This is a genomic window from Pinisolibacter sp. DMC100 (genome assembly GCF_056313705.1).
In genome coordinates this window covers 203,946-229,970 of the sequence record NZ_JBQUZT010000002.1, presented here as the reverse complement: position 1 = coordinate 229,970, position 26,025 = coordinate 203,946, and the positions used below count along the sequence as shown (strand labels likewise).

Here is a 26,025-nt window from a genome sequence, read left to right as displayed (position 1 = left end):
CCTCTGCCCGGCCTCTCGCGTCAGTCGGCGATGCGGTCGAGCATCGGCTGGGTGATCAGGCAGATGCCCTTCTCGGTGCGGCGGAAGCGCGCCGCGTCGATTTCGGGATCCTCGCCCACGACCAGCCCGTCGGGGATCTTCACGCGCGCGTCGACCACCACGTTGCTCAGCCGGCAACCACGCCCCACGTGCGACTGCGGCAGGATGATCGTGTTCTCGACATGGCTGTAGGAGTTGACCCGGACGCCGGTGAACAGCAGCGAGCGCTTGAGGAAGGCGCCCGAGACGATGCAGCCGCCCGACACCAGCGACGACACCGCCGAACCGCGGCGGCCGTCGATGTCGTGGACGAACTTCGCCGGCGGGGTGATCTCGCCGTAGGTCCAGATCGGCCAGTCGCTGTCGAACAGGTCGAGCTCCGGCACCACGTCGGTGAGGTCGATGTTGGCCTCCCAATAGGCGTCGACCGTGCCGACGTCGCGCCAATAGGGCTCGGCCTCGGAACGCGACTTGACGCAGGACTTCGAGAAGTGGTGCGCCACCGCCTTACCGTGCTTGACGATGTAGGGGATGATGTCCTTGCCGAAGTCGCGGCTGGAATGGGGATCGGCGGCGTCGCGCTCGAGCTGGTCCCACAGGAACTGCGCCTCGAACACGTAGATGCCCATCGAGGCGAGCGCCTTGTCGGGCTTGCCCGGCATCGCCGGCGGGTCCTTGGGCTTCTCGATGAAGGCGATGACGCGGTCGTCCTTGTCGACGTGCATGACGCCGAAGCCGGTCGCCTCTTCGCGGGGAACCTCGAGACAGCCGATCGTCACGTCGGCACCCGCCTCGACGTGCTGCCGCAGCATCTTCTCGTAGTCCATCTTGTAGATGTGGTCGCCCGCCAGGATGATCATGTAGCGGGGATCGGAATCCTTGATGATGTCGAGGTTCTGATAGACCGCGTCGGCGGTACCGGCGTACCACGCCTCCTCCGACACGCGCTGCGACGCCGGCAGGATGTCGAAGGTCTCGTTGCGTTCGGGGCGCAGGAAGTTCCAGCCGCGCTGCAGGTGGCGGATCAGCGAATGCGCCTTGTACTGGGTGGCGACGCCGAAGCGGCGGATGCCGGAGTTCAGCGCGTTGGACAGGGCGAAGTCGATGATGCGCGACTTGCCGCCGAAATAGACCGCCGGCTTGGCGCGGCGATCGGTCAGCTCCATCAGGCGCGAGCCGCGCCCGCCGGCGAGCACGTAGGCCATGGCATGGCGGGAGAGCGGCTCGCGGTCGCCGGTGGCCTTGGGGTTCGGCTTCTTCTCGTTCATTCCGTCCATCCTCCCCTGGCAGGGTCGTGTCGTCTGGCACCCCGTCCTCGCGGGGTCAGTCGCCCAGGTATTCGAAGATCACGGTGGCCAGCGGCGGCACCAGGATCTCGGCATGGGCCGGCATGCCGTGGCTCTCGCCCTCGTCGACGCGGATCTCACCGCCGTTGCCGAGGTTCGAGCCGCCGTAGCAGCCGGCGTTGGTGTTGATCGCCTCGCGCCAGCGCCCCTTGCAGGGGAAGCCGAGACGATAGCCGTCGCGCGGCATCGGCGTGAAGTTGGAGACCACCACCACCGGCGGATCGCCCCATTCGCCGAAACGGGCGAAGGCGAAGACCGACTGGTCGCGGTCCTCGACCACGATCCAGCGGAAGCCCTCCTGCTCGCAGTCGCGCGCATGCAGCGACGGACAGGTGCGATAGGCCTTGTTGAGGTCGCGCATCAGCGCCTGCAACCCGGCGTGCTCGGCCTGTTCGGTCAGATGCCAGTCGAGCCCCTTGTCGTGGTTCCATTCGGCCCATTGGCCGAACTCCTGGCCCATGAACAGCAGCTTCTTGCCCGGGTGCCCCCACATGAAGCCGTAGTAGGCCCGGAGCGCCGCGAACTTCTGCCAATGGTCGCCGCTCATCTTGCCGATCAGCGAACCCTTGCCGTGTACCACCTCGTCGTGGCTGAGCGGCAGGACGAAGTTCTCGGCGAAGGCATAGAGCAGGCCGAAGGTCAGCTGGTCGTGGTGCCAGCGCCGATGGATTGCCTCGCGCGACATGTAGTCGAGCGTGTCGTGCATCCAGCCCATGTTCCACTTGAAGCCGAAGCCGAGACCGCCCGTCGAGGTCGGATGCGACACGCCGGGCCAGGCGGTCGATTCCTCGGCCAGCGTGATGGCGCCGCGACCCTCCGCATAGACCAGCTCGTTGACCCTGCGCAGGAAGGCGACGGCCTCGCGATTGTCGCGCCCGCCGTCCTCGTTGGGCAGCCACTCGCCCTCTTTGCGCGAATAGTCGAGATAGAGCATCGAGGCGACCGCATCCACCCGAAGCCCGTCGATGTGATAGCGCTCGAGCCAGAACAGCGCGTTGGCGCACAGCATCGACACGACTTCCTGCCGGCCGAAGTCGTAGATCGCCGTGTTCCAGTCGGGATGGAAGCCGCGCCGCGGGTCGGCGTGCTCGTAGAGCGGCCCGCCGTCGAACTCGCGCAGCCCGTGCTCGTCGGTCGGGAAATGCGCCGGCACCCAGTCGAGGATGATGCCGAGCCCCGCCTTGTGCGCCTTGTCGACGAAGCGAGCGAAGCCCTCCGGCTCGCCGAAGCGCCGGGTCGGCGCGAAGAGACCGATCGGCTGATAGCCCCACGACCCGTCGAACGGGTGTTCCGAGATCGGCAGCAGTTCCAGGTGGGTGAAGCCGAGATCGACGGCATAGGGGATCAGGCTCTCGGCGAACTCGTCCCAGGTGAGATAGCGCCAGCCGTCCATCCGCGCCCACGAGCCCAGATGCACCTCGTAGATCGACATCGGCCGCCGCCGGTCGTCGCCGGCGCGGCGCTCCATCCATTCGTCGTCGGTCCAGACGAAATTGTCGGTCCGCGCCACCACCGAGGCGGTCGAGGGCCGCATCTCCGAGCCGAAGCCGAGCGGATCGGCCTTGAGCGGCAGGAGGCGCCCGTCGGCGGCGACGATCTCGTACTTGTAGTTGGTGCCGACGCCGACGTCGGGGGCGAAGATCTCCCAGATGCCGCTGTCGATGCGCTTGCGCATCTGGTGACGTCGGCCGTCCCAGGCGTTGAAGTCGCCGACCACCGAGACGCGCGCGGCGTTCGGCGCCCAGACCGCGAAGTTGACGCCGTGGACGCCGCAATGGACGACCACCTGCGCGCCCAGCCGTTCGAACAGGCGGCGATGGGTGCCCTCGACCAGCAGATAGTCGTCGGTCGAACCGAGATAGGCCGGGAAGGAATAGGGATCGCGCAGCGTCCACGACGCCGAGGCGTTCGACGCCTTCAGCCCGTAGTCGCGATCGCCGATCGCCGCCCCCGGCACCAGCCCCTCGAAGAAGCCGCTGTCATGCCGCCGCGTCAGCCGTGCCAGCACCTTGCCGGAAAGGTCCGTCACGTCGAGGAATTCGGCGTGCGGAACGAAGGCGCGGATCACCCGCCCGGCGGGCGTCTCGTGCGGTCCCAGAACCGCGAAGGGATCGCCGTGGCGCCCTGCGACGATCGCGTCGACGTCCGATTGCCGAGCCGTCCAGTTCGCCCCCTTGGTCAGGTCGCTCATCGCGCCTCCTTTCGGCAGGCTCCGGTCCGTGGGCGGCCGAAACCCTGCCTTGTCCCCGATCGCTCCCGGCCGCGTCTACCGGCGGCCTTGCGGTGGGCGGGGACGACGCCCCCACCCGTCCGCCTCAGGCATGCGGCGGATTGACGGGAACGTTCCAGATGTCCTCGGCATATTCGGAGATCGTCCGATCCGACGAGAACCATCCCATGTTGGCGGTGTTGAGCGCCGCCGACCGACGCCACGCCGCCTGATCCCGCCACTTGCGGAACACGGCCCGTTGCGTCGAATAGTAGCTCTCGAAATCCGCCGTCACCAAGAAATAGTCGTGATAGGTCAGAGCGTCGACCAAGGGCTTGTACCGATCGGGTTCGCCCGGAGAGAACACGCCCGAACCGATCGACTCCAGAACTTCCGCCAATATCGGAGACTTGGCGAGCGTCTCACGTGCGTCGATACCCTGAGCGCGCCGCGCCTCGACTTCTTCCGCCGTCAGGCCGAAGATGAAAATGTTGTCGTCACCGACACATTGCTTCATCTCGACGTTGGCGCCATCGAGCGTGCCGATGGTCAACGCGCCATTCAGGCCGAACTTCATGTTGCCGGTGCCGGAAGCCTCCATGCCCGCGGTCGAGATCTGTTCCGACAGATCCGCCGCCGGGATGATACGCTCGGCGAGGCTGACATTGTAGTTGGGCAGGAAAACCACCTTCAACAGGCCACGCAGCGTCGGGTCGGTGTTGACCACCTTGGCGACGTCGTTGGCGAGCTTGATGATCAGCTTGGCCTGGGCATAGGAGGCCGCCGCCTTGCCGGCGAAGATCTTGACCCGCGGGATCCAGTCGCGCGTCGGCTGGGCGCGCATGGCGTCGTACACGGCGATGGTCTCGAGGATGTTGAGCAGCTGGCGCTTGTACTCGTGGATGCGCTTGATCTGCACGTCGAAGAGCGCACGCGGATCGACCTTGACCTCGCAGCGGTCGAGGATCAGGCGGGCGAGCCGCTCCTTGTTGGCGAACTTGACCGCCGCGAACTTCTCCTGGAAGGCGGCATCGCCGGCATGCGCCGCGAGATCCGTCAGCTTCGAGGCGTCGTCGAGGAAGGCCGGTCCGATCGTGTCGCCGATCAGCCTCGTCAGCCCCGGGTTCGACTGATAGAGCCAGCGGCGGAAGGTGATGCCGTTGGTCTTGTTGACGATCCGGTTCGGGTAGGCGTTGTTGAGGTCGCGGAACACCGTGACCTTCATCAGGTCCGAATGCAGCGCCGACACGCCGTTGATCTTGTGGCTGCCGATATAGGCGAGATGGCCCATGCGGACGCGCCGGCTGCCCTGCTCGTCGATGATCGACAGCGCCGAGAGCAGCCCACCGTCGGAATTCTTCTTCTTCATCTCGTCGAGATGCAGCGCGTTGATCAGGTAGATGATCTGCATGTGGCGCGGCAGCAGCCGCTCCATCAGGCCGACCGGCCAGGTCTCGAGCGCTTCCGGCAGCAGCGTGTGGTTGGTGTAGGAGAAGGTCGCCTGGGTCATCTCCCAGGCCTTCGCCCATTCCACCTCGTGGATGTCGACCAGAATGCGCATCATCTCGGCGACGGCGATCGCCGGATGGGTGTCGTTGAGCTGGATCGCCACCTTCTTGGGCAGCGTCGTGATGTCCGCGTGCTGGTTGAGATGGCGCCGCATCAGGTCCTGCAGCGAGGCCGAGGCGAAGAAGAACTCCTGCCGGAGCCGCAGTTCCTGACCCGCCGGCGTCGCGTCCGACGGATAGAGCACCTTGGAGATCGCCTCCGCCTTGACGCGGGCGGCCGCCGCGCCGACGTGGTCGCCGGCGTTGAAGGCGTCGAGCCGCAGCGGATCGGCGGCCTTGGCCGACCACAGGCGCAGCGTGTTCACGTGCTGGCCGCGCCAGCCGACGATCGGCGTGTCGTAGGCGACCGCGAGCACGGTCTCGGCCGGGCGCCACTCGTGACGCACCGTGCCGTCGCGCTCGGTCATCGCCTCGACCCGACCGCCGAAGCCGATCGGATAGGCGACTTCGGGCCGCGCGAATTCCCAGGGGTTGCCCCAGGTCAGCCAGTCTTCCGGATATTCGAGCTGCCAGCCGTCCTTGATCCGCTGGCGGAACAGGCCGTTCTCGTAGCGGATGCCGTAGCCGTAGGCCGCGATCGACAGGGTCGCCAGGCTCTCCATGAAGCAGGCGGCGAGACGGCCGAGGCCGCCGTTGCCGAGCGCGGCGTCCGGCTCGACCTCCTTCAGCAGGTCGAGATCGACGTCGAGGCCGGCGAGCGCCTCGCGCACCGTGTCGATGACCTGGAGATTGCCCATCGCGTCGAACAGCAGACGGCCGATCAGGAACTCGAGAGAGAGGTAATAGACCCGTTTCTCGTCGTCCTGGTAGGTCTGGGTGGTGGAGTGCATCCACTCGTCGACGATCATGTCGCGCACGGCGAGCGTCGTGGCGACGAACCAGTCATGGGTCGAGGCGGCGACGGCATTCTTGCCGACCGCATAGGTGAGTTTCTCGACGATGGCGGCGCGGACGCCGTCGACCGTTGCGGAGGCCCCCTTCGTCCCGGTGCTCGAGTTGCCGACCAGTTCGATCATCGCGTCCGCTCCTTCCCGTTCGCCGAGGAGGTACCGGAATCACACGATCGTCGCGTGTGATTCCGGCGAGGTCCCCCGAGGCATCGATGCCACGTTTCCGATGACGAAAGCAATTACGATGCCTACGGGTTCTTGCGGGTAGCGACCTTCCGCCCTTGCAGGGCTCGCTCGATCAGCTCCAGGCGTCGGCCTGGACGAGGCTCTCGACCTTCCACGCCTCGCGGGCCCGCTGCGCCGCCATCCAGTTCGGCATGAAGGTGAAGGCCTCGTCGAGGATGTGCGGCGTGTGGCGGCCCGGCGAATAGTGCAGCGCCCGGTCGACATATTCCTCCAGCGCCGGCTTGAAGGTCGGATGGGCGCAGTTGGCGATCACGGTCTTGGCCCGGGCCTTCGGCGAGAGGCCGCGCAGGTCGGCGAGACCCTGCTCGGTGACGATCACCTGGACGTCGTGCTCGGTGTGATCGACGTGGGAGACCATCGGCACGATGCAGGAGATCGCCCCGCCCTTCGCCACCGAAGGCGTCATGAAGAACGAAATATAGGCATTGCGCGCGAAGTCGCCCGAGCCGCCGATGCCGTTCATGATCGACGTGCCCATGATGTGGGTCGAGTTGACGTTGCCGTAGATGTCGGCCTCGATCATGCCGTTCATGGCGATGATGCCGAGGCGGCGGATGACCTCCGGATGGTTGGAGATCTCCTGCGGGCGCAGCACGATCCGCTCGCGGTAGAAGTCGATGTTGTCGAGGAACTCCTTCGTCGCCTCCTCCGACAGCGACAGCGCCGTCGCCGAGGCGTGCGTCAGCTTGCCCGACTTGATCAGGTGCAGCATGCCGTCCTGGAGCACTTCGGTGTAGGCCGAGAGATTGTCGAAATGGCCGTGCTCGAGATCGGCCATCACCGCGTTGGCGACGTTGCCGACGCCCGACTGCAGCGGCAGCAGATTGGCCGGCAGGCGCCCCATCTTCACCTCGTGGTCGAGGAAGTCGATGATGTGATGGGCGATCTTCTTCGACGTCGCGTCGGGGGCGGTGAAGGCGGTGTTGCGGTCGTGGGCGTCGGTCTCGACGATCGCCACGATCTTCGACGGATCGACGCGGAAGAACGGCTGGCCGATGCGGTCGTGTGCCGTCACCATCGGGATCGGCTTCCTGTGCGGCGGCCGGTCGGTGCCGTAGTAGATGTCGTGCATGCCGGCGAGCGCCAGGCTCTGCCAGGAATTCACCTCGAGGATGATCTTGTCGGCGCAGTCGAGCCAGGTCTTGTTGTTGCCGATCGACGACGACGGGATCAGCAGCCCGTCCTCGGTGATGCCGGCGACCTCGACCACCGCGACGTCGAGCTTGCCGAGGAAGCCGAACCACACCGTCTGGGCGACGTGCGAGAGGTGGATGTCGATGTACTCCATCTCGCCGGCGTTGATGCGCTTGCGGCAGATCGGATCCGACTGATAGGGCAGCCGCATCTCGATGCCGTCGACCTTGGCGAGCGCGCCGTCGAGTTCCGGCGCCGTCGAGGCACCCGTCCACACCTTGACCTTGAAGGGCCGACCCTGCGCGTGCTCCGCGTCGATCCGCTTGGCCAGTTCGATCGGCACCGCCTTCGGATAGCCCGCGCCGGTGAAGCCGCTCATGCCGACGGTCGCACCGTCCGGGATCAGGGCAGCGGCTTCGGCCGCCGTCATGACCTTGGAGAAGAGACGGGAATCGAGAATCCGGGAAGGCTTGGTCGCAACGTTCATCTCGGGGAGGCCCTTTGGCACCGTCGCCTGATTTCGGCGACGAACCGCCTTCTCCGGCGAACCGACGGCAATCGGTCGGCCGGTCACGGCGATCCATGGTTCGGCAGGTTCATCTCGGACGGATCGCCCCGATCCGCCCGGAACATGCTCGCGACCGAAGCCCAGCGCTCTCTCTCGCCCTTGCCCTGCGACGAACGAGCCGCGTCTTTCGATCTCGTCGATTGAAATAACGAGCAACAGCCCCGGCTCGAACCCATACGAAAGCATTTGAAAGCAGTGCAGCATGGATCGCGGCGACAAATCCGCCGTGCAGCCGATTCGGCAATTTCAATGCCTTGCGACCGATTGCTCACAAAATTCGGAACATGATACCGAATATTCGCATTCATGCATTGCTGCACCGCACATGTATGCGAAAATCGCATGTCTCGCGCGCAGGGCGCCGCGTCTGCGACCTTCGGACGAGACGGTGGGCAATCCGACCGTTTTCGGCCGGAAATCGGCGGTCCAAGCGGGCGCTCGCCGGCCGCTTTCCTTGACAGTCGCGTGAAACGCCCCTTATCTCGCCGCGTCGACGGTCCCGCGGGCACTCCCGCGGGCGAAGAGGGAATGCGGTCGAGCCTCTCGGTCCCGAGAAGCTCCAAGCCGCGGCTGCCCCCGCAACTGTGAGCGGAGAGTGCCGACGCCGAATGCCACTGGGTTTCCCCGGGAAGGCGGCGTCAGCGCGATCGATCCGCGAGCCAGGAGACCTGCCGTCGCGCCCGAAATCCCCGACCGCCGGAGGGGCGGAGAAGGAGAGCATCGCCGTGACGACACCCGTATCCCGTCCCGAAACCGCCCGTCCGACGACGGTGCTGGTCTGCGTCAACTGCCGCCGCGAGGGCGACGCCGAGGACGCCCCGCGCGCCGGCCGCCGCCTGCACGACGCCCTCGCCGCCCGTGCAGAGGCGCACGACGACGTCCGCGTCGTCGGCGTCGAGTGCCTGTCGGTGTGCAAGCGCCCGGTCACCATCGGCTTCGCCGACGACACCAAGTGGACCTATCTCTACGGCGAGTTCGACGAGACCGCCGCCGACGAGATCGTCGCCACCGCCCGCCTCTACGGCGAGACCGACGACGGTCTGATCGCCTGGAAGAGCCGCCCGGTCGCCTTCCGCCGCGGCGTCGTCGGCCGCATCCCGCCCTTCGCGGTCGCCACCGCCAATCCGGAGGGCCGCCCGTGAACGCCTTCGCCAAGATCCCCGTCACCATCGTCACCGGCTTCCTCGGCGCCGGCAAGACGACGCTGGTCCGCCATCTGATCGAGAACGCCCGCGGTCGCCGCATCGCCATTCTCGTCAACGAGTTCGGCGACGTCGGCGTCGACGGTGCGCTGCTCTCCGACTGCGGCGACGAGAGCTGCCGCCCCGCCGCCGTGGTCGAACTGACCAACGGCTGCCTCTGCTGCACCGTCGCCGACGACTTCATGCCGGCGATCGAGAGCCTGCTCGCCCTGCCGAACCGTCCCGAGCACATCGTGGTCGAGACCTCCGGCCTCGCCCTGCCCAAGCCGCTGGTGAAGGCCTTCGACTGGCCGGAGATCCGGGCGAAGCTCACCGTCGACGGCGTCGTCGCCGTGGTCGATGCCGCCGCCGTCGCCGACGGCCGCTTCGCCGACGATCCGGCGGCGCTGGCCGCAGAGCGGGCGAACGACGCCGCGATCGATCACGACAATCCGCTCGAGGAGGTCTACGAGGACCAGCTTCTCGCCGCCGATCTCGTCGTGCTCAACAAGGCCGATCTCCTCGGCGATGCCGATCTCGCCGCGATCGAGGCCGAGATCCGCGCCGCCGTTCCGCGCGCCGTGAAGGTGGTGCGCGCGACCGAGGGTCGGGTCGATCCGACCGTCGCCCTCGGCCTCTTCGCCGCCGCGGAAGACGACCTCGCCGCCCGCCCCTCGCACCACGAGGCCGAGGGCGAGGAGCACGACCACGACGACTTCGAGACCATCGTGGTCGACGTCGCCGCGACCCCCGACGCCGAGAGCCTCGTCGCGCGGCTCAGGACCGTCGCCGAGGCCCACGACGTGCTGCGCATCAAGGGCTTCGTCGAAGTGACCGGCAAGCCGATGCGGCTTCTGGTGCAGGGCGTCGGCGCCCGCTTCCGTCATGCCTTCGACCGCCCGTGGCGACGCGACGAGACGCGCGCCGGCCGCCTCGTGGTGATCGCCGAGAAGGGCCTCGACGCCGCCGCCGTCCGCGCCGCACTCGCGTCCTGAGGAGGGCTCCATGCATCTCGTCGCCGATCAGGTGCGATCGCTCGACGAGACCGCGCGGGCCGTCGACCTCGCCCAGACGCCGGGCGAGGTCGCCTTCCTCTCCTTCTCCGACAGCGACCTCGGACTGGTCGCGAGCCTCGCCGAGGAACGCGGTGACGCCCTGCCGTCGCTGCGCCTCGCCTCGCTCGCCGACCTGCGCCATCCCTATTCGATCGACCTGTGGCTGGAGCAGGTCGGGCGCCACGCCAAATTCGTCCTCGTCCGCCTCCTCGGCGGCCTGGACTGGTGGCGCTACGGCGTCGACGAACTCTCCGTCGCCGCCCGCAATCGCGGCATCGCCCTGGCGATCGTCCCCGGCGAGGCCCGCGCCGACGAGCGGCTCGACGCCGCCTCGACCATCCCGATCGAGGACCTCCGCCGCCTCTGGGCGTGGTTCCAGGAAGGCGGCCCCGACAATGTCGGTTCGGCCCTCTCGTGGATCGCCGCCCGCCTCGGCCGCCCCGCGACCTGGGACGAGCCCCGGCCGCTCCCCGCCCACGGCGAATTCGCCGCCGCCCGGCGCGAGGGCACCGGTCCGCTGGCGCTGATCACGCTCTACCGCTCGATCTGGGCCGCCGCCGACACCGCGCCGATCACCGCGCTCGCCGATGCGCTCGCCGCCCGCGGCCTGTCGGTGCGCGCCGAATGGGCGACGAGCCTCAAGGACGGCCGCGCCGTCGAAGGGCTCTCGCGCCTGATCGAGACGGTGAAGCCTTCGATCGTCGTCAACACCACAGCCTTCTCCGCCCGGCTCGACGACGGCACCTCGGTGCTCGACCGCGCCGGCGTCCCCGTGCTGCAGGCGGTGCTGGCGACCTCCGATCGCGAGGCATGGCGCGCGTCCAGCCGCGGCCTCGGCGCCTCCGACCTCGCCATGAACGTGGTGCTGCCCGAGGTCGACGGCCGCATCGCGACGCGGGCGATCTCCTTCAAGGGCCGCAACGAGCGATCCGCCACGCTGGAACACGCCCCCGCCCGCCACGTCCCCGACGACGCCGGCATCGCCGCGGTCGCCGATCTCGCCGCCGCCTGGGTGCAGCTGGCGGAGACGCCGCGCGAACGCCGCCGGCTGGCGATGATCGTCTCGAACTATCCGGCGAAGGGCGGCCACACGGCTTACGCCGTCGGCCTCGACACGCCGGCCTCGATCGTGACGATCGCCGAGGATCTGGCCGCGGCGGGCTACGCGGTGACGCCGCCGCCGGAGGCAGGCGAGATCATGGCGATGCTGGAAGGGCGAAGCGCCGCTTCGAAGACGCCGGGGTCGACGTCCGTGCGCGATCCATCGAGACGCGCCTGCGGCGCTCCTCGGGATGAGGCGCCGGAGAATGCCGTGGCAAATCCGGAGAATGCCGCGGCAAAACAGACGCCTCATGCTGAGGAGGCGGCCGAAGGACGCCGTCTCGAAGCATCGCGCACGGCATCGCCCTCGGCTCGACCGAATGAAGCGGCTCCATCGCAGGAAGAGAAGGGCGAGCCCCCCGCCCTTCCCCTCGCCACCTACGAAACCCTCTTCGCCGACCTCCCCGAAACGTTTCGGGCCTCCGTCCTCGCCGCCTGGGGGCAGCCCGGCGAGGACCCGGCGCTCGTCGACGGCGCCTTCCCCTTCGCGACGCTGGCGCTCGGCAACCTCCTCGTCGCGGTGCAGCCCGATCGTGGCCTCGCCGCCGATCGCAAGGACGCCTATCACGACGCCTCGCGCCCGCCACGCCATGCCTATGTCGCCTTCTACCTGTGGCTCCGCGAGGCAGCCCGGATCGACGCGATGATCCACCTCGGCACCCACGGCACGCTCGAATGGCTGCCGGGCAAGGCCGCCGCCCCCGCCGCCGACTGTGCGCCGACGCTCCTTCTGGGCGCGACGCCGATCGTCTACCCCTTCGTCGTCAACAACCCCGGCGAGGCGGCACAGGCCAAGCGCCGGCTCTCGGCGATCGCGCTCGGCCACATGACGCCGCCGCTCGCCAAGGCCGGCTCCCACGGCGCCGCCGCCGAGATCGAGGCGCTGCTCGACGAGTTCTCTCAGGCCCAGACGCTCGACGCCCGCCGCGCCCGCATGCTCGCCGAGACCATCCTCGAGCGCGCCCGCGAGACCGGCCTCGACGCCGAGAGCGGCATCGCCCCGGAGATGGACGCGGCCGAGGCGCTGACCCGGCTCGATGCCTGGCTCTGCGATCTCAAGGACGCCCGCATCTCCGACGGTCTCCACGTCTTCGCCCGCGCGACCTCCCCGGCCCTGCGCGAGACCGCCGCCGCGACTCTGGCGGAAGACGCCGACGCGACCGCCCGCGCCGCCCTCGAGGGCGCGCTCGAGGCCTGCGCCACGGCCGAACGCGACGGGCTGATCGCCGCTCTCGACGGTCGTTTCGTCATGCCGGGCCCCGCCGGTGCCCCCTCGCGCGGCCGTCTCGACGTGCTGCCGACGGGGCGCAATCTCTACGCCGTCGACCCGCGCGCCGTGCCGACCCGCACAGCCTGGGAGATCGGCCACCGCACGGCGGAAGAGGTCGTCACCCGGCATGCCCAGGACCACGGCGACTGGCCGCGCGCCGTGGTGCTCGATCTCTGGGGCTCGGCCACCATGCGCACCGGCGGCGACGATCTGGCGCAGGCCTTCGCCCTGATGGGCTGCCGCCCGACCTGGGACCCGGCGACCGCCCGCATCACCGGCTTCGAGATTCTGGTGCCGGCGAAGCTCGGCCGCCCGCGCGTCGACGTCACGCTGCGCATCTCCGGCCTCTTCCGCGACGTGTTCGAACGCCAGATCGCCCTCTTCGACGAGGCCGTCCGCGCCGTCGCCGCCCTCGACGAGGACGACGAGGACAACCCGCTCGCCGCCGCCCGCCGCGAGGCCTCGGACGACACCGCCCTCTACCGCGTCTTCGGCGCCGCCCCCGGCGCCTATGGCGTCGGCATCGCCACCACGGTCGCGACCGGCGGATGGGCGACCCGCGCCGACCTCGCCGAGGCCTATGTCGCGGCCTCCTCCCACGCCTTCGGCCGCGAGGTCGACGGCGTCGAGGCGCGCGAGGCCTTCGTCGACCGGCTCGCCTCGGTCGATGCCTTCGTCCATTCGCAGGACAGCGCCGAACAGGACGTGCTCGACGCCGACGCCTATGCCGAACACGAGGGCGGTTTCGCCGCCGCCGCGGAGGCCGCCGGCAATCGCCCGGCGCTGTGGCACGTCGACACGACGCGGCCCGATCGGACGCGCGTCCGCACGCTCTCGGAGGAGATCGCCCGTGTGGTGCGCGCCCGCGCGACCAATCCGCGCTGGATCGCCGGCCAGATGCGCCACGGCCACCGCGGCGCGGCGGAAATCGCCGAGACGGTCGGCAATCTCCTCGCCTTCGCTGCGACCACCGACTCGGTGGCGCCGAGGGCCTTCGATCTGCTATTCGACGCGACGCTCGGCGACGAGCGGGTCCATGCCTTCATGAAGGAGGCGAACCCGCGCGCCGCCACCGCCGCCGCCCGCGCCTTCGACGAGGCCCTCCGTCGGGGATTGTGGGCGAGCCGGCGCAATTCCGTCGCTGGACGAATAGCGGAAATCCTGGAGGCCGAACGATGAGCGGAAGTGAGAAGCCCGACCCGAAGCTGGTGAAGGGCTGGTGCCCCGGCGCGCTGCGCCCGATGGAATCCGCCGACGGCTTCCTGGTGCGCGTCCGCCTCACGGCCGGCATCCTCACCGCCGACATGGCCGGCGAGATCGCCGATTGCGCCCGTCGCTTCGGCAACGGGCTGATCGACTATTCCCAGCGCGGCAATCTCCAGCTGCGCGGCGTCGAGGTCGACGACCTCGCCCCCCTCCAGGCCCGCCTCGCCGAACTCGGCGTGCTCGACGGCGACGCCGAGGCGGAAGCCGTGCGCAACATCGTGCCCTCGCCGCTCTCCGGTCTCGACCCGTCCGCCGCGATCGACGGCCGCGCCCTCTGCGCCGCGTTGGAGCAGGCGCTGACCGCGGACCGCTCGGTCCATGCGCTGCCCGGCAAGTTCGGCTTCGTCGTCGACGAGGGCGGCCGCATCGCGCTCGACGACGTCGCCGTCGACGTCAAGTTCACCGGCATCCGCATGGGCGAAGGCCCGCGCGTCGTCGTCTCGGTCGCGACCGGCCTCGCCAGGTATCAGCCGATCGCCGTCGTCGCGGTCGAGGATGCGCCTGCCCGCGCCGTGGCGCTCGCCCGTGCCGTCATCCGCCTGCGCGCCTCGATCCCCGATGCGCCGCGGCGCATGCACGAGGTCGTCGCCCGCGTCGGCCTCGCCGCCCTCTTCCGCGCCGCCGGCTTCGGCGAGACCATGGCCGCGGTCACCACCCTGCCGCGCGCCTTCGGCGCCGAGGCGGTGATCGGCGACCACACCGCCGGTCCCGGCGCCTTCATCGGCGTCGGCGCCCCCTTCGGCCGGCTGACCGCCGACCAGATGGCGCTGCTCGGCGAACTCGCCGGCGAACGCGGCATGGGCGAGCTGCGCCTCACCCCGTGGCGGGTGATGCTGATCCCCGGCATCAAACCGGAGAAGCTCGGCCGCATCCGCCCGTGGATCGCTGCGGCCAAGTTCGTCTTCTCGCCCGACGATCCGCGCCTCGCCGTGGTCTCCTGCGCAGGCGCCAGCGGCTGCCGCTCGGGCTCGGTCGAGGCCCGTGCCGACGGCGCGGAACTCGCGCCGCTCGCCCGCCGCTTCGCCCGCACCGGCCTGACGCTGCACGTCTCCGGCTGCGAGAAGGGCTGCGCCCATCCCGGACGGGCTCCGCTGACGCTGACCGGCCGCGACGGTCGCTACGATCTCGTCCGAGACGGCCGTGCCTGGGACGCGCCCTGGCTCTCCGGCCTGACGCTCGCCGAGGCCGCCTCCGCCATCTCCGACCTCGCCCCCCTCTGAGGAACCTCCCTTGTCCGCAATCCGATCCGACGCGCCGGCCACCCGTGAGAGCTACGTCAAGGACGGCGCGGCGATCTACGAGCGCTCCTTCCGCATCATCCGCGCCGAGGCCGACCTCGCCCGCTTCCGTGATCCGGTCGAAGAACGCACCGTCGTCCGCGTCATCCACGCCTGCGGCATGGTCGAGGTCGCCGCCGACGTCGTATTCGCTCCGGGTGCGGCCGCGGCGGCGGAAGCGGCCCTGAGGGCCGGCGCGCCGATCCTCTGCGACGCCGAGATGGTGGCGCGCGGCGTCACCCGTTCGCGGCTTCCGGCCGACAACGCTGTCATTTGCACGCTGAACGACCCGCGCGTGCGCGACCTCGCCGAGACCATGGGCACCACCCGTTCGGCCGCGGCGATGGAACTGTGGCGCGAGCATCTCGCGGGCTCCGTCGTCGCCATCGGCAACGCGCCGACCTCGCTGTTCCGTCTTCTCGAGATGTTCGACGAGGGCGCGCCCCTGCCGGCCGCGATCGTCGGCATGCCGGTCGGCTTCGTCGGCGCGGCCGAGAGCAAGGAAGCGCTGATCGAGGACGGACGCGCCCCCTGGATCGTCGTGCGCGGCCGCAAGGGCGGCTCCGCCATGACCGCCGCCGCCGTCAACGCGCTCGCCAGCGCCAAGGAGTGATCATGACCCCCAAGGGCACCTTCCACGGCGTCGGCCTCGGGCCGGGCGATCCCGATCTCCTCACCGTCCAGGCGGTGAAATTGGTCGAGAACGCCGGCCTCGTCACCTACTTCGCCAAGAAGGGAAAGCGCGGCAACGCCCGCACCATCGTCGACAAGTGGATGCCCAAGGGCAAGCCGGAGCTGCCGCTCTGGTACCCGATGACGACCGAATGCCACTTCGGCGACACCGCCTACGTCGATGCGCTGCGCGAGTTCTACGAGCGCTCGGTCGAGGCGATCGCCGACGTGCTCGACATGGGCAAGGATGTCGTCCTCGTCTGCGAGGGCGACCCGATGTTCTACGGCTCCTTCATGCACCTCTACGTGCGTCTGAAGGACCGGTATCCGACCAAGATCACCCCCGGCGTCACCGGCATGGCCGGCTGCTGGGCCGCCGCCGGTCTGCCGATGACCTGGGGCGACGACAAGCTCTCGGTGATCGCCGGCACCATGCACGAGGAAGACCTCGTGCGCGCCCTCGAGGGCACCGACGCCGCGGTGATCATGAAGCTCGGCAGCAACTTCCCGAAGGTCCGCCGGGCGATCGAGCGCGCCGGGCTCCTCGCCCGCGCCACCTATGTCGAGCGCGGCACCATGGCGGGCGAGCTCGTCCTGCCGCTCGCCGACAAGGTGGACGATTCGGCACCCTATTTCTCGCTGATCCTGATCCCCGGTGAGGGCCGCCGGCCATGACCGCGACGCCCGCCGGCTGGCTGCGCGTCGTCGGCACCGGCCCCGGCCCGGCGCATTGGATGACGCCCGAGACCGCCGCCATCCTCGCGGCGGCGACCGATCTCGTCGGCTACGCCCCTTACGTCGCCCGCTGTCCCGAACGCCCCGGCCAGACCCGCCACGGCTCCGACAACCGCGTCGAACTCGACCGCGCCGCCCATGCGCTGGCGCTGGCGGCTTCCGGCGCCCGCGTCGCCGTGGTCTCCGGCGGCGATCCCGGCGTCTTCGCCATGGCCGCCGCGGTGATGGAGGCGATCGAGCGCGGGCCGGCCGCATGGCGCGCCCTCGATCTGACGGTCCATCCCGGCGTCTCGGCGATGCAGGCGGCGTCTGCCCGCCTCGGCGCGCCTCTGGGGGCGGACTTCTGCGCCATCAACCTGTCGGACAATCTGAAGCCCTGGAGCGTGGTGGAGAAGCGCCTCAGCGCCGCCGCCGACGCCGGCTTCGTGATCGCGCTCTACAATCCCGCCTCGAAGGCCCGGCCGCGCCAGATCTTCGACGCCTTCGCCGTGCTGCGGGCCGTCGCCCGCCCCGAGACGGTGGTGGTGCTCGCCCGCGCCATCGGCCGCCCCGACGAGCGCGTGACCATCGCGACGCTGGCCGACGTCGATCTCGGCCTCGTCGACATGGCGACCTGCGTCATCGTCGGCAATCCCGACACGCGTCTGGTCGATCGTGGGCCGGGCCGCGAGCCCTGGGTGCATTCGCCCCGCTCGGTCGAAGGATGAGCGCGATGGCGGGCGCCACGCCCTCACCTGCCCCGCAGGCGCTCGAGGAACGCCATCACCGCCGCGACGTCGTGCACCTGCGGCACATCCGGCCGCGTCGGCGGCTGCTGGATCACCACCGGCAGGCCGAGTTCCCGCGCCGCGACGATCTTGGGGTAGGTCGCTGCCCCGCCGGAGTTCTTGGTCACCACCACCTGGATCCGCTCGCGCACCATCAGATCCCGCTCGGCGGCGAGGTCGAAGGGTCCACGATCGAAGAGCATGACGTGGTCGGGCAGACGCGCCAGAACCTCGGCCTCCGGCGGATCGATGGTGCGGATCACGTAATGATGCCGCGGCGCCACCGCGAAACTCGCGAGCCCCAGCCGGCCGGTGGTCAGCAACACCCGCTTCGGCGCCTCGCCGATGGCGAGTGCGGCCTCCTCCAGCGTCGCCACCTCGCGCCAGTCGTCGCCCGGCTCGCGGGCCCAGGCGGGGCGGACGAGCGCGACGATCGGCGTGCCGGTCATGCATGCGGCTTCGGCCGCGTTGCGGCTGATCTGCGCGGCGAAGGGATGGGTGGCGTCGACCAGCGCCGCGATGCCATGATCGCGCAGGTAGGTCGCCAGCCCTTCGGCGCCGCCGAAACCGCCGACGCGGGTCGGGATCGGCTGGGCCGCCGGCGCCTCGGTGCGCCCGGCGAGCGACAGCGTCGCGGCGATGTCGGGGCGTATCGCCAGCGCCTTCGCCAGACGGCTCGCCTCGGTGGTGCCGCCGAGAACCAGAATGCGCATCGGACCCTCCGGGAGCCTTCAAAATGATCGATCAGACCGCGACCACCCCCTGGCTGGCGATCATCGGCCTCGGCGAGGACGGGCTCGACGGCCTGACGCCCGCCGCGCGTCGGCTCCTCTTTTCGGCCGAACTCGTCGTCGGCGGCAAGCGCCATCTGGCACTGATCGGCGACACGCCGGCGGAAAAGCTCGCCTGGCCGTCGCCGCTCACCGACGCCTTCCCGGCGATCCTCGCCCGCCGCGGCCGCCCCGTCGCGGTGCTCGCCTCCGGCGACCCCTTCTCCTACGGCGTCGGCTCGCTCCTCGCCCGCCACGTCCCGCCCAACGAATACGTCACCCTGCCGGCGCCCTCGGCCTTCTCCATGGCCGCCGCCCGTGTCGGCTGGGCGGTGCAGGACTGCGCCCTCGTCACGCTGCACGGCCGCGCATTCGAGAAGATCGTGCCGCATCTCCAGCCCGGCCGGCGCATCCTCGTCCTCTCCTGGGACGGCACCACGCCCGCCCGCCTCGCCGACCATCTCGTCGCCAACGGCATGGGCCGCTCGAAGCTGATCGTGCTGGAAGCCATGGGCGGAGCGCGCGAGCGGGTCGCTTCTTCGCTGGCGAAGGACTTCGCCCGCTCCGATCTCGATCCGCTCAACACGGTGGCGATCGAGGTGGTGGCGGATGCGAACGCCCGCATCCTGCCGCTCGCCGCCGGCATTCCCGACAGCTATTTCGAGAACGACGGCCAGATCACCAAACGCGAGATCCGCGCCACGACGCTGTCGAAGCTCGCGCCGCGCCACGGCGAACTCCTGTGGGACATCGGCGCCGGCACCGGCTCGATCTCGATCGAGTGGATGCTCGCCTCGCCCGGCAATCGCGCCATCGCCATCGAGCCGCGCCCCGATCGCCTCGCCCGCGTCGCTCGCAACGCCGCGCTCTTCGGCGTGCCGGATCTGGTGACGATCGAAGGCTCCGCCCCCGACGCGCTCGAGGGCCTGCCGACGCCCAATGCCGTCTTCCTCGGCGGCGGCGGCGTCGATGCCGACCTCGTGGCCCTCCTCGCCGCCCGTCTCGCCCCCGGCGGCCGCCTCGTCGCCAATGCGGTGACGATCGAGACCCAGGCCGACGTCATCGCCCGCTTCACGGCGATGGGCGGCGATCTCGTCCAGATCTCGGTGGCGCGGGCAAGCCCCGTCGGCCGCTTCCACGGCTTCCGTCCGGCCATGCCGATCCTCCAGTGGGTGTGGGAGAAGCCGGCCGGCGATCCTGTGGACAACCCTGTGGAAAACCCGTCGACGACCGGTGGAGAACCGGCCTTCCATGCTGTGGAAGACCTTGGGGACGAGCTGGGGGAGAACGGTTCATGACCTCGCGTTTCCTCGCCGTCGGCATCGGCTGCCGCGCCGGCGTTCCCGCCGAGGCCATCGTCGATCTGATCGAGGAGGCTCTCGCCCAGACCGGCGAGGAGGCCCTCCCCGTCGCCCTCTTCACGGTGGCCGACAAACAGTCCGAGGCCGGCATCACCCAGGCCGCTGCCCTCCTCGGCCATCCGCTGGTGCATCTGCCGCGCCTCGCACTCGAATCGGTCGCCGACCGGGTGACGATCCGCTCGGAGAAGGTGGTCGAACTGTTCGGCGTCCCCTCGATCGCCGAAGGCTCGGCGCTCGCCGGCGCCGGGGCGAACGGCCGCCTCCTCGTCCCCCGCAAGGCGGCCCGCGGCGCGACCGTGGCCGTCGCGATCTCCGGCGAGGGAGGCGGCACGCCGTGAGCCCGCAGCCCCGTCGCCCCCTGCCGAGCCCCTTCATGCCGAGGCCCCTCCCATGACCGTTCATTTCATCGGCGCCGGCCCCGGCGCGGCGGACCTGATCACCGTGCGCGGGCGCGACCTCATCGCCGCCTCGCCCGTGGTGCTGTGGGCCGGCTCGATCGTCTCGAAGGACCTCCTCGTCCACTGCCGCCCCGACGCCCGCATCGTCGACACCGCGCCGCTGTCGCTCGACGAGATCGAGGCCGAGTTCGTCCGAGCCCACGCGGCGAACGAGGACGTCGCTCGGCTCCATTCCGGCGATCTGTCGGTCTGGTCGGCGATGGGCGAGCAGATCCGCCGGCTGGAGCGCCACGCCATCCCCTACACGGTGACGCCGGGCGTGCCCTCCTTCGCGGCCGCCGCGAGCGTGCTGCGCCAGGAACTGACGCTGCCGGAAGTGACCCAGTCCGTGGTGCTGACCCGCACCTCGGGCCGCGCCTCGGCGATGCCCGAGAGCGAGACCATCGCCGCCTTCGCCGCGACGCGGGCGACGCTGGCGGTGCATCTGTCGATCCACGTCCTGGACAAGGTCGTCGACGAGGCCGCCCCCTTCTACGGCGCCGACTGCCCGGTCGCGGTGGTCTTCCGCGCCACCTGGGCCGACGAACGCGTGGTGCGGGGGACGCTCGCGACCATCGTCGCGCAGCTCGCCGCCGAACCGATGGAACGCACCGCGCTGATCCTGATCGGCCCGGCGCTGGCCGCCCGCGACTTCCGCGAATCCTCGCTCTACGACGCGGCCTATCAGCGCCGGTTCCGGGGCCGCGACGGCCGACCGGAGTGAATCACACCGCGCGGAACCCGCTCGACGCCACCAGCCCGCCCTGACGGTCGAAGATCGCGATCTCGAGCGCGATGCCGCTCCCCGCGATCATCGCCGCCGCCGTCCGCCAGCCGGCATCGGCGATCGGCGTGCCGAGGTCGAAGCCGGTCGCGCGCGCGATCTCCAGCACCTCCAGCGCCGAGTTCGCCGCCCCCACCCGCGCGACGACGTCGGCGCTCGCCCCGGCGCGTGCGGCGACCTCGGCGAGGAAGGCGTGGTCGACCGAGCCGCGCTTGGAATGGAGATCGGTCAGCCCCTGCGCCAGCTTCACCGACTTGGCGAAGCCGCAAGCGATGGTGACGCGTGCGACCGGGTGCGTCTTCAGATACTTCAACATGCCGCCGACGAAGTCGCCCATCTCGATCAGCGCCTGTTCGGAGAGCCCGTGGAGGCCCGCGACGGCCTTCTCCGAGGTGTTGCCGGTCGATCCGGCGACGTGATCGAGGCCGCAGGCGCGCGCCACGTCGATGCCGCGATGGATCGAGTGGATCCAGGCGGCGCAGGAAAACGGTACGACGATGCCGGTCGTGCCGAGAATCGACAGACCGCCGAGGATGCCGAGGCGCGGATTGAGCGTCTTCAGCGCCAGCTTCTCACCGTGCCTCACGCCGATCTCGACGACGAAGTCGCGGGGCGCGCCCGCCGCCTCGGCAACGCGGGCGAGCACCTCGCTCATCATCCGTCGCGGCACCGGGTTGATCGCCGGCTCGCCGACCGGCACCGGCAGGCCCGGTCGCGTCACCGTGCCGACGCCTTCTCCTGCGCGGAAAACGATGCCGCTGCCCGGCGCGCCGCGCGCCACGCGGGCGATCACCAGTGCGCCGTGGGTGACGTCGGGATCGTCGCCGGCATCCTTGACGACGCCCGCTTCGGCGACATCTCCGTCCAGCCGGGCGGTGGCGAGCGAAAACGCCGGCTCCTGCCCGCCGGGCAGCCGCACCGCGACCGGATCGGGGAAGGCACCCGTCAACAAGGCGCTCGCCGCGGCGGTCGCCGCCGCCGTGGCGCAGGTGCCCGTCGTCCATCCCCGACGCAGGTCGGGCGAATGTTCGTTTTTCGGTGAAGCGGCGTCGTCATTCATGGCGAGAGTTGGTATCTCATGAGCATTCGCCGCGATCCATCGCTATTCGCGGCCCGACGAGACATGGAACACGCGACGATGCCTCAGGTCGATCTCGGCCCCCTCGCCCGCCACATGCCGGACTTCGCGCCCGGCTCAGTCTGGCTCGTCGGCGCCGGCCCCGGCGATCCCGGGCTGCTGACGGCCCGCGCCATCCACGCGCTGGCGACCGCCGACGTCATCGTCTACGACGCCCTCGTCGCCCCCGAGATCCTCGACCTCGCCCACCCCGGCGCGACGCGCGAATTCGCCGGCAAACGCGGCGGCAAGCCGTCGGCCAAACAGGGCGACATCACCGAGCGGCTGATCGAACTCGCCCGCGACGGCAACCGCGTCCTGCGGCTCAAGGGCGGCGATCCCTTCGTCTTCGGCCGCGGTGGCGAGGAGGCGCGCGCGCTTCACGCCGCCGGCGTGCCCTTCCATGTCGTCCCCGGCATCACCTCCGGCCTCGGCGGCCTGACCGCGGCCGGCATCCCGGCGACGACGCGCGACACCAACCAGGCGATCGTGCTGATGACCGGGCACTACGCCGTGCAGGGCCCCGAGGCGATCGACTGGACCGCCTTCGTGCGCACCGGCGTGCCGCTGGTGCTCTACATGGCGATGAACAATCTGCCGGCGATCGTCGGCGAGCTCGCCAAGGCCGGCATGGCCGCCGACACGCCCGTCGCCTTCGTCAACAAGGCGACGACGCCGGAGCAGCGCGTGCTGGTGACGACGCTCGGCCGCTGCATCGACGACGTCGCCGCGGCGAAGATCGAGGCGCCGACCATCACCGTGCTCGGCTCGATCGTGCCGCTGCGCGCCATCCTCGGCTACGGCGACGGCAGCCTCGAGGCGCCGCGATGACGGAACCCGCCCGCCCGCGAGGCCTGATGGTGGCGGCACTGCGCTCCGGCTCCGGCAAGACCACGGTGACGCTGGGCCTGCTGCGCGCGCTCGCCCGACGCGGGTTGGCGGTCTCGGGGGCGAAGTGCGGGCCGGACTACATCGACCCCGCCTTCCACGCGGTGGCGACCGGCCGGCCGAGCCTCAATCTCGACGGCTGGGCGATGACGCCCGGCCTGATGGGCGCGCTGGCGGCGCGCACCGCGCAGGGCGCCGACGTCGTCGTCGCCGAGGCGCTGATGGGCCTCTTCGACGGCGTGCCGGCGGAACCCGGCCGCTCCGGCGCCTCCGCCGACGTCGCCCGCGCGCTCGGCCTGCCGGTGCTGCTGGTGCTCGACGTCTCCGGTCAATCGCAGTCGGCGGCGGCGATCGTCGCCGGCGTGCGGGCCTATGCGCCCGACCTCGCGCTCGCCGGCGTGGTGCTGAACCGGGTCGGCTCGGAGCGCCACACTCGCCTGGTGACCGACGCGATCCGTGCCCTCGGCGTCGACGTCCTCGGCGCCATCCCGCGCACGCCCGACGTCGTGCTGCCGGAGCGCCATCTCGGCCTCGTCCAGGCCGGCGAGATCTCCCATCTCGAGGCGTTGCTCGACCGCATGGCCGACCTCGTCGGAGCCCATGTCGACCTCGACCGCCTCCTCGCCGCGGCACGGCCGATGGCGCCGATCGCCGAGGATGCCACCGCGGCGATCCCGCCGCCGGGCGGCCGCATCGCCGTGGCGCGCGACGCCGCCTTCACCTTCCTCTATCCGCATCTGGCGGACGGCTGGCGGGCGGCGGGCGCCGAGATCGCCTTCTTCTCGCCGCTCGCCGACGAGGCGCCGGATGCGACCGCCGACGTCTGCTGGCTGCCGGGCGGCTACCCGGAACTCCACGCCGGCCGGCTCGCGGCGGCCGAGGGCTTCAAGGCCGGCCTCGCCCGTTTCGCCGAGACGCGGCCGGTCCACGGCGAGTGCGGCGGCTACATGGTGCTCGGCCGCTCGCTGACCGACGCCGACGGCGTGGCCCACCCGATGGCCGGTCTGCTCGGGGTCGAGACCAGCTTCGCCAAGCGCAAGATGCAGCTCGGCTATCGCGAGATCGAGCTTCTCGCCCACGGCCCGTTGGGGCCGGCCGGATCGCGCCTCGCCGGCCACGAGTTCCATTACGCGAGCGTCGTGACCCGCGGCGACGACAGGCCCTTCGCGCTGGCCGGCGACGCCTACGGCAACGAGCCGACGCCGACGGGCAGCCGACGGGGGAACGTCACCGGCAGCTTCTTCCACGCGGTGGCGCGGCGGGTGTGACGGGGCTCGGTCGGGTCGGCCGTGCCGGACGTGCGGCGTCGGACTGGTGCGCGATGCTTCGAGACGCGGACCTACGGTCCGCTCCTCAGCATGAGGCGCCTGTTTTCATCGTCGAAACAAATACATGCGCCTCATGCTGAGGAGGCGTTCGCAGAACGCCGTCTCGAAGCATCGCGCACGCCGGCCGCAGCCCCGCAGCTCCCCGACGCCCGTCCCCATGAAAGAACGGCCCGGATCGCTCCGGGCCGTCAGTGGGTCTTTGCAGGAGGAACTGCGATGCGCTTCCCACTCTCCAGCGGCGTGGTCAGAACCGCTTGAGCTCGATGTTGTGCTTCTTCAGGGCGTAACCGATCTGGCGCGGCGTCAGGCCGAGGATGCGGGCGGCCTTGGCCTGCACCCAGCCGGAGCGCTCCATCGCGTCGACCAGCCGGTCGCGCTCGCTCGGACGCCCGCCGAGCGCCGGGCAGTTGGCGTCGGCATGTTCGCACAGACCCGAGGCCCCACCCGTAACCTCGGCCGGCAGCGGCGTCGGGGCCGCCATCGGCGCCGGGGCGGCGGGCGACGGCATCGCCGCCTCGGCCACACCGCCGACCGGGAAGACCGCCGGCATCGCGCCGTGGTTCGGGGTCGGCGCCACCACCGGCTGGCCGGAGGCGAGCATGGCGATCGGGTCGGGCATGCCCGGCTTCTTCGGCGCACTCTTCCACAGCAGGGCCGACAGGCAGTTGCCGGTGTGGCAGGCGAAGTCGTCCGGCATGATCGTCTCGCCGTGGGCGAGCGTCGCGGTGCGGCGGACGCAGTTCTCGAGTTCGCGCACGTTGCCGGGGAAGTAGCAGCGCGACAGCAGTTCGAGACCGCCCGGCGAGATCGCCATCTTGCGCCCGTTCTCCTCGTTGAAGCGCGTCACGAAGGCGCGGGCGAGGTGCGGAATGTCGCCGGGACGCTCACGCAAGGGGGGCAGGAACACCGGCACCACGTTGATGCGGTAGTAGAGGTCGGCGCGGAACTCGCCCTTGGCGACCGCCTCCTCGAGGTTCTTGTTGGTGGCGCAGACGAGGCGGACGTCGACCTTCAGCGTCTTGGTGCCGCCGACGCGCTCGAATTCGCCCTCCTGCAGGATGCGCAGGAGCTTGGCCTGGAACGAGGCCGAGATCTCGCCGATCTCGTCGAGCAGCAGCGTGCCACCGTTCGCCAGTTCGAAGCGGCCGGCGCGCTGGCCGACGGCGCCGGTGAAGGCGCCCTTCTCGTGGCCGAAGAGCTCGCTCTCGAGCACGCTCTCCGGCAGCGCGGCGCAGTTGAGCTTGACGAAGGGCTTCGACTTGCGGGGGCTGAGATCGTGGATCGCCCGGGCGAAGAGTTCCTTGCCGGTGCCGCTCTCGCCGCGCAAGAGCACGGTCGAGTTCGACTTGGCGACGACGGCGATCGTCTGCAGCACGCGCTTCACCGCGACGCTCTCGCCGACGATGCCGTCGACCTTCGGCGTCGCCCGCGGCACCCGGTTGGCGAGCTCGTTGCCGAGCGCCTTCTCCAGGCTGGAGCGCTCGTCGAGCAGGCGCTGACGATCGGCCGAGAGGATGCGGTGCAGCTTCACCGTCTGGCCGGCGAGGTTTGCCACCATCGACAGGAAGCGCAGGTCGTCGTCGATGCGGAACTGGGTGCGGCCGTCCCACACGCGGTCGATGGAGAGCGTCCCCACCACCTTGTTGTCGGCCTTGATCGGCACGCCGATGAAGGAGACGCGCATGCCGGCCTCTTCGGCGAGCAGCCCGTCGGCGGTCTCGAACAGCGGATCGTGCGCAATGTCCTGGGCGACGACCGGCGTCGTCGTGGCGACGATGCGGTCGATCACCGCCCGCGGCAGGCTGTCGATGGCGCGGCCGCGCTTCGGCCCCTGCTCGGCCCAGCCGGCGGTCGCCACGATCTCGACGTCGCCGACGTCGTCGAGGACGACGATCATGCCGCGGCGCATCTGGAGGAACGACGTCAACACGTTGACGACGTTGGAAAGCGTCATCTCGAGGCGCGCGGGCGTCGTCAGGATCTTCGAGATCTCGTAGATCCCGAAGAGCGCCATCT

19 protein-coding genes and 1 riboswitch are annotated in these 26,025 nt (G+C 70.3%); of the genes, 12 read left to right on the top strand and 7 right to left on the bottom strand.

What is annotated here, in order from left to right:
* Nucleotides 1-20 precede the first annotated feature (20 nt).
* From glgC to ACT541_RS09970, 4 genes are all read right to left on the bottom strand, one after another.
* Nucleotides 21-1,307, bottom strand: a complete 1,287-nt coding sequence (gene glgC, locus ACT541_RS09985; RefSeq protein ID WP_476136418.1) for a glucose-1-phosphate adenylyltransferase — start codon at nucleotides 1,305-1,307, stop codon at nucleotides 21-23.
* Between the two features lie 55 nt (nucleotides 1,308-1,362).
* The gene (gene glgB, locus ACT541_RS09980; protein ID WP_476136416.1) at nucleotides 1,363-3,576 is read right to left on the bottom strand and encodes a 1,4-alpha-glucan branching protein GlgB; all 2,214 of its coding nucleotides are present in this window, start codon (nucleotides 3,574-3,576) and stop codon (nucleotides 1,363-1,365) included.
* A 124-nt stretch (nucleotides 3,577-3,700) separates the two neighbouring features.
* The gene (locus ACT541_RS09975) at nucleotides 3,701-6,178 is read right to left on the bottom strand and encodes a glycogen/starch/alpha-glucan phosphorylase (RefSeq protein WP_476136414.1); all 2,478 of its coding nucleotides are present in this window, start codon (nucleotides 6,176-6,178) and stop codon (nucleotides 3,701-3,703) included.
* 172 nt (nucleotides 6,179-6,350) lie between these two features.
* Complete coding sequence (locus ACT541_RS09970) at nucleotides 6,351-7,919, bottom strand: acetyl-CoA hydrolase/transferase family protein (protein WP_476136412.1); 1,569 nt, start codon at nucleotides 7,917-7,919, stop codon at nucleotides 6,351-6,353.
* 558 nt (nucleotides 7,920-8,477) lie between these two features.
* Nucleotides 8,478-8,690, top strand: a riboswitch (cobalamin riboswitch).
* Between the two features lie 35 nt (nucleotides 8,691-8,725).
* Between ACT541_RS09970 and ACT541_RS09965 the strand changes: the two genes are divergently transcribed.
* The 7 genes from ACT541_RS09965 to cobJ are packed head-to-tail and all read left to right on the top strand — an operon-like array spanning nucleotide 8,726 to nucleotide 17,264.
* Complete coding sequence (locus ACT541_RS09965; protein ID WP_476136410.1) at nucleotides 8,726-9,142, top strand: DUF1636 family protein; 417 nt, start codon at nucleotides 8,726-8,728, stop codon at nucleotides 9,140-9,142.
* Nucleotides 9,139-10,176: a cobalamin biosynthesis protein CobW gene (gene cobW / locus ACT541_RS09960; protein WP_476136408.1), complete on the top strand. Its 1,038-nt coding sequence runs from the start codon at nucleotides 9,139-9,141 to the stop codon at nucleotides 10,174-10,176. Before ACT541_RS09965 ends, cobW begins: the two co-directional genes overlap by 4 nt.
* Nucleotides 10,177-10,186: 10 nt before the next feature.
* Nucleotides 10,187-13,786 (top strand): cobaltochelatase subunit CobN, encoded by a 3,600-nt coding sequence (cobN, locus tag ACT541_RS09955; protein WP_476136406.1) that lies wholly within the window; start codon nucleotides 10,187-10,189, stop codon nucleotides 13,784-13,786.
* Nucleotides 13,783-15,093, top strand: a complete 1,311-nt coding sequence (gene cobG / locus ACT541_RS09950; RefSeq protein ID WP_476136405.1) for a precorrin-3B synthase — start codon at nucleotides 13,783-13,785, stop codon at nucleotides 15,091-15,093. The genes cobN and cobG overlap by 4 nt, the downstream gene beginning before the upstream one ends.
* Before the next feature lie 10 nt (nucleotides 15,094-15,103).
* Nucleotides 15,104-15,763, top strand: coding sequence for a precorrin-8X methylmutase (locus tag ACT541_RS09945; RefSeq protein ID WP_476136403.1), 660 nt, complete (start codon nucleotides 15,104-15,106; stop codon nucleotides 15,761-15,763).
* 2 nt (nucleotides 15,764-15,765) lie between these two features.
* A complete protein-coding gene (locus tag ACT541_RS09940) occupies nucleotides 15,766-16,497 on the top strand; it encodes a precorrin-2 C(20)-methyltransferase (RefSeq protein ID WP_476136401.1) in 732 nt (243 codons plus the stop codon).
* Entirely contained in the window at nucleotides 16,494-17,264 is a 771-nt protein-coding gene (gene cobJ, locus ACT541_RS09935; protein ID WP_476136400.1) for a precorrin-3B C(17)-methyltransferase, read from the top strand. The genes ACT541_RS09940 and cobJ overlap by 4 nt, the downstream gene beginning before the upstream one ends.
* 23 nt (nucleotides 17,265-17,287) lie before the next feature.
* Here the strand turns inward: cobJ and ACT541_RS09930 are convergent, their stop codons facing one another.
* On the bottom strand, nucleotides 17,288-18,037 hold the full coding sequence (locus tag ACT541_RS09930) for a cobalt-precorrin-6A reductase (RefSeq protein WP_476136398.1): 750 nt from the start codon (nucleotides 18,035-18,037) through the stop codon (nucleotides 17,288-17,290).
* 23 nt (nucleotides 18,038-18,060) lie between these two features.
* Between ACT541_RS09930 and cbiE the strand changes: the two genes are divergently transcribed.
* Genes cbiE through cobM form a run of 3 tightly spaced genes read left to right on the top strand, consistent with a single transcriptional unit; the run spans nucleotide 18,061 to nucleotide 20,616 of the window.
* Nucleotides 18,061-19,392 (top strand): precorrin-6y C5,15-methyltransferase (decarboxylating) subunit CbiE, encoded by a 1,332-nt coding sequence (gene cbiE, locus ACT541_RS09925; protein ID WP_476136396.1) that lies wholly within the window; start codon nucleotides 18,061-18,063, stop codon nucleotides 19,390-19,392.
* A complete protein-coding gene (locus tag ACT541_RS09920) occupies nucleotides 19,389-19,793 on the top strand; it encodes a cobalamin biosynthesis protein (protein WP_476136394.1) in 405 nt (134 codons plus the stop codon). Before cbiE ends, ACT541_RS09920 begins: the two co-directional genes overlap by 4 nt.
* A gap of 52 nt (nucleotides 19,794-19,845) precedes the next feature.
* Nucleotides 19,846-20,616, top strand: a complete 771-nt coding sequence (cobM, locus tag ACT541_RS09915) for a precorrin-4 C(11)-methyltransferase (protein WP_476136392.1) — start codon at nucleotides 19,846-19,848, stop codon at nucleotides 20,614-20,616.
* Between the two features lies 1 nt (nucleotide 20,617).
* Here the strand turns inward: cobM and ACT541_RS09910 are convergent, their stop codons facing one another.
* Entirely contained in the window at nucleotides 20,618-21,736 is a 1,119-nt protein-coding gene (locus tag ACT541_RS09910; RefSeq protein WP_476136391.1) for a cobalt-precorrin-5B (C(1))-methyltransferase, read from the bottom strand.
* Nucleotides 21,737-21,799: 63 nt separating this feature from the next.
* Between ACT541_RS09910 and cobA the strand changes: the two genes are divergently transcribed.
* Together cobA and ACT541_RS09900 are read left to right on the top strand one after the other, a co-directional pair.
* Nucleotides 21,800-22,624, top strand: a complete 825-nt coding sequence (cobA, locus tag ACT541_RS09905; protein ID WP_476136390.1) for a uroporphyrinogen-III C-methyltransferase — start codon at nucleotides 21,800-21,802, stop codon at nucleotides 22,622-22,624.
* Complete coding sequence (locus ACT541_RS09900) at nucleotides 22,621-23,949, top strand: cobyrinate a,c-diamide synthase (RefSeq protein ID WP_476136388.1); 1,329 nt, start codon at nucleotides 22,621-22,623, stop codon at nucleotides 23,947-23,949. The genes cobA and ACT541_RS09900 overlap by 4 nt, the downstream gene beginning before the upstream one ends.
* 304 nt (nucleotides 23,950-24,253) lie before the next feature.
* Here ACT541_RS09900 and nifA read toward each other — a convergent pair whose 3' ends face one another.
* Entirely contained in the window at nucleotides 24,254-26,023 is a 1,770-nt protein-coding gene (nifA, locus tag ACT541_RS09895; RefSeq protein WP_476137518.1) for a nif-specific transcriptional activator NifA, read from the bottom strand.
* Nucleotides 26,024-26,025 lie beyond the last annotated feature (2 nt).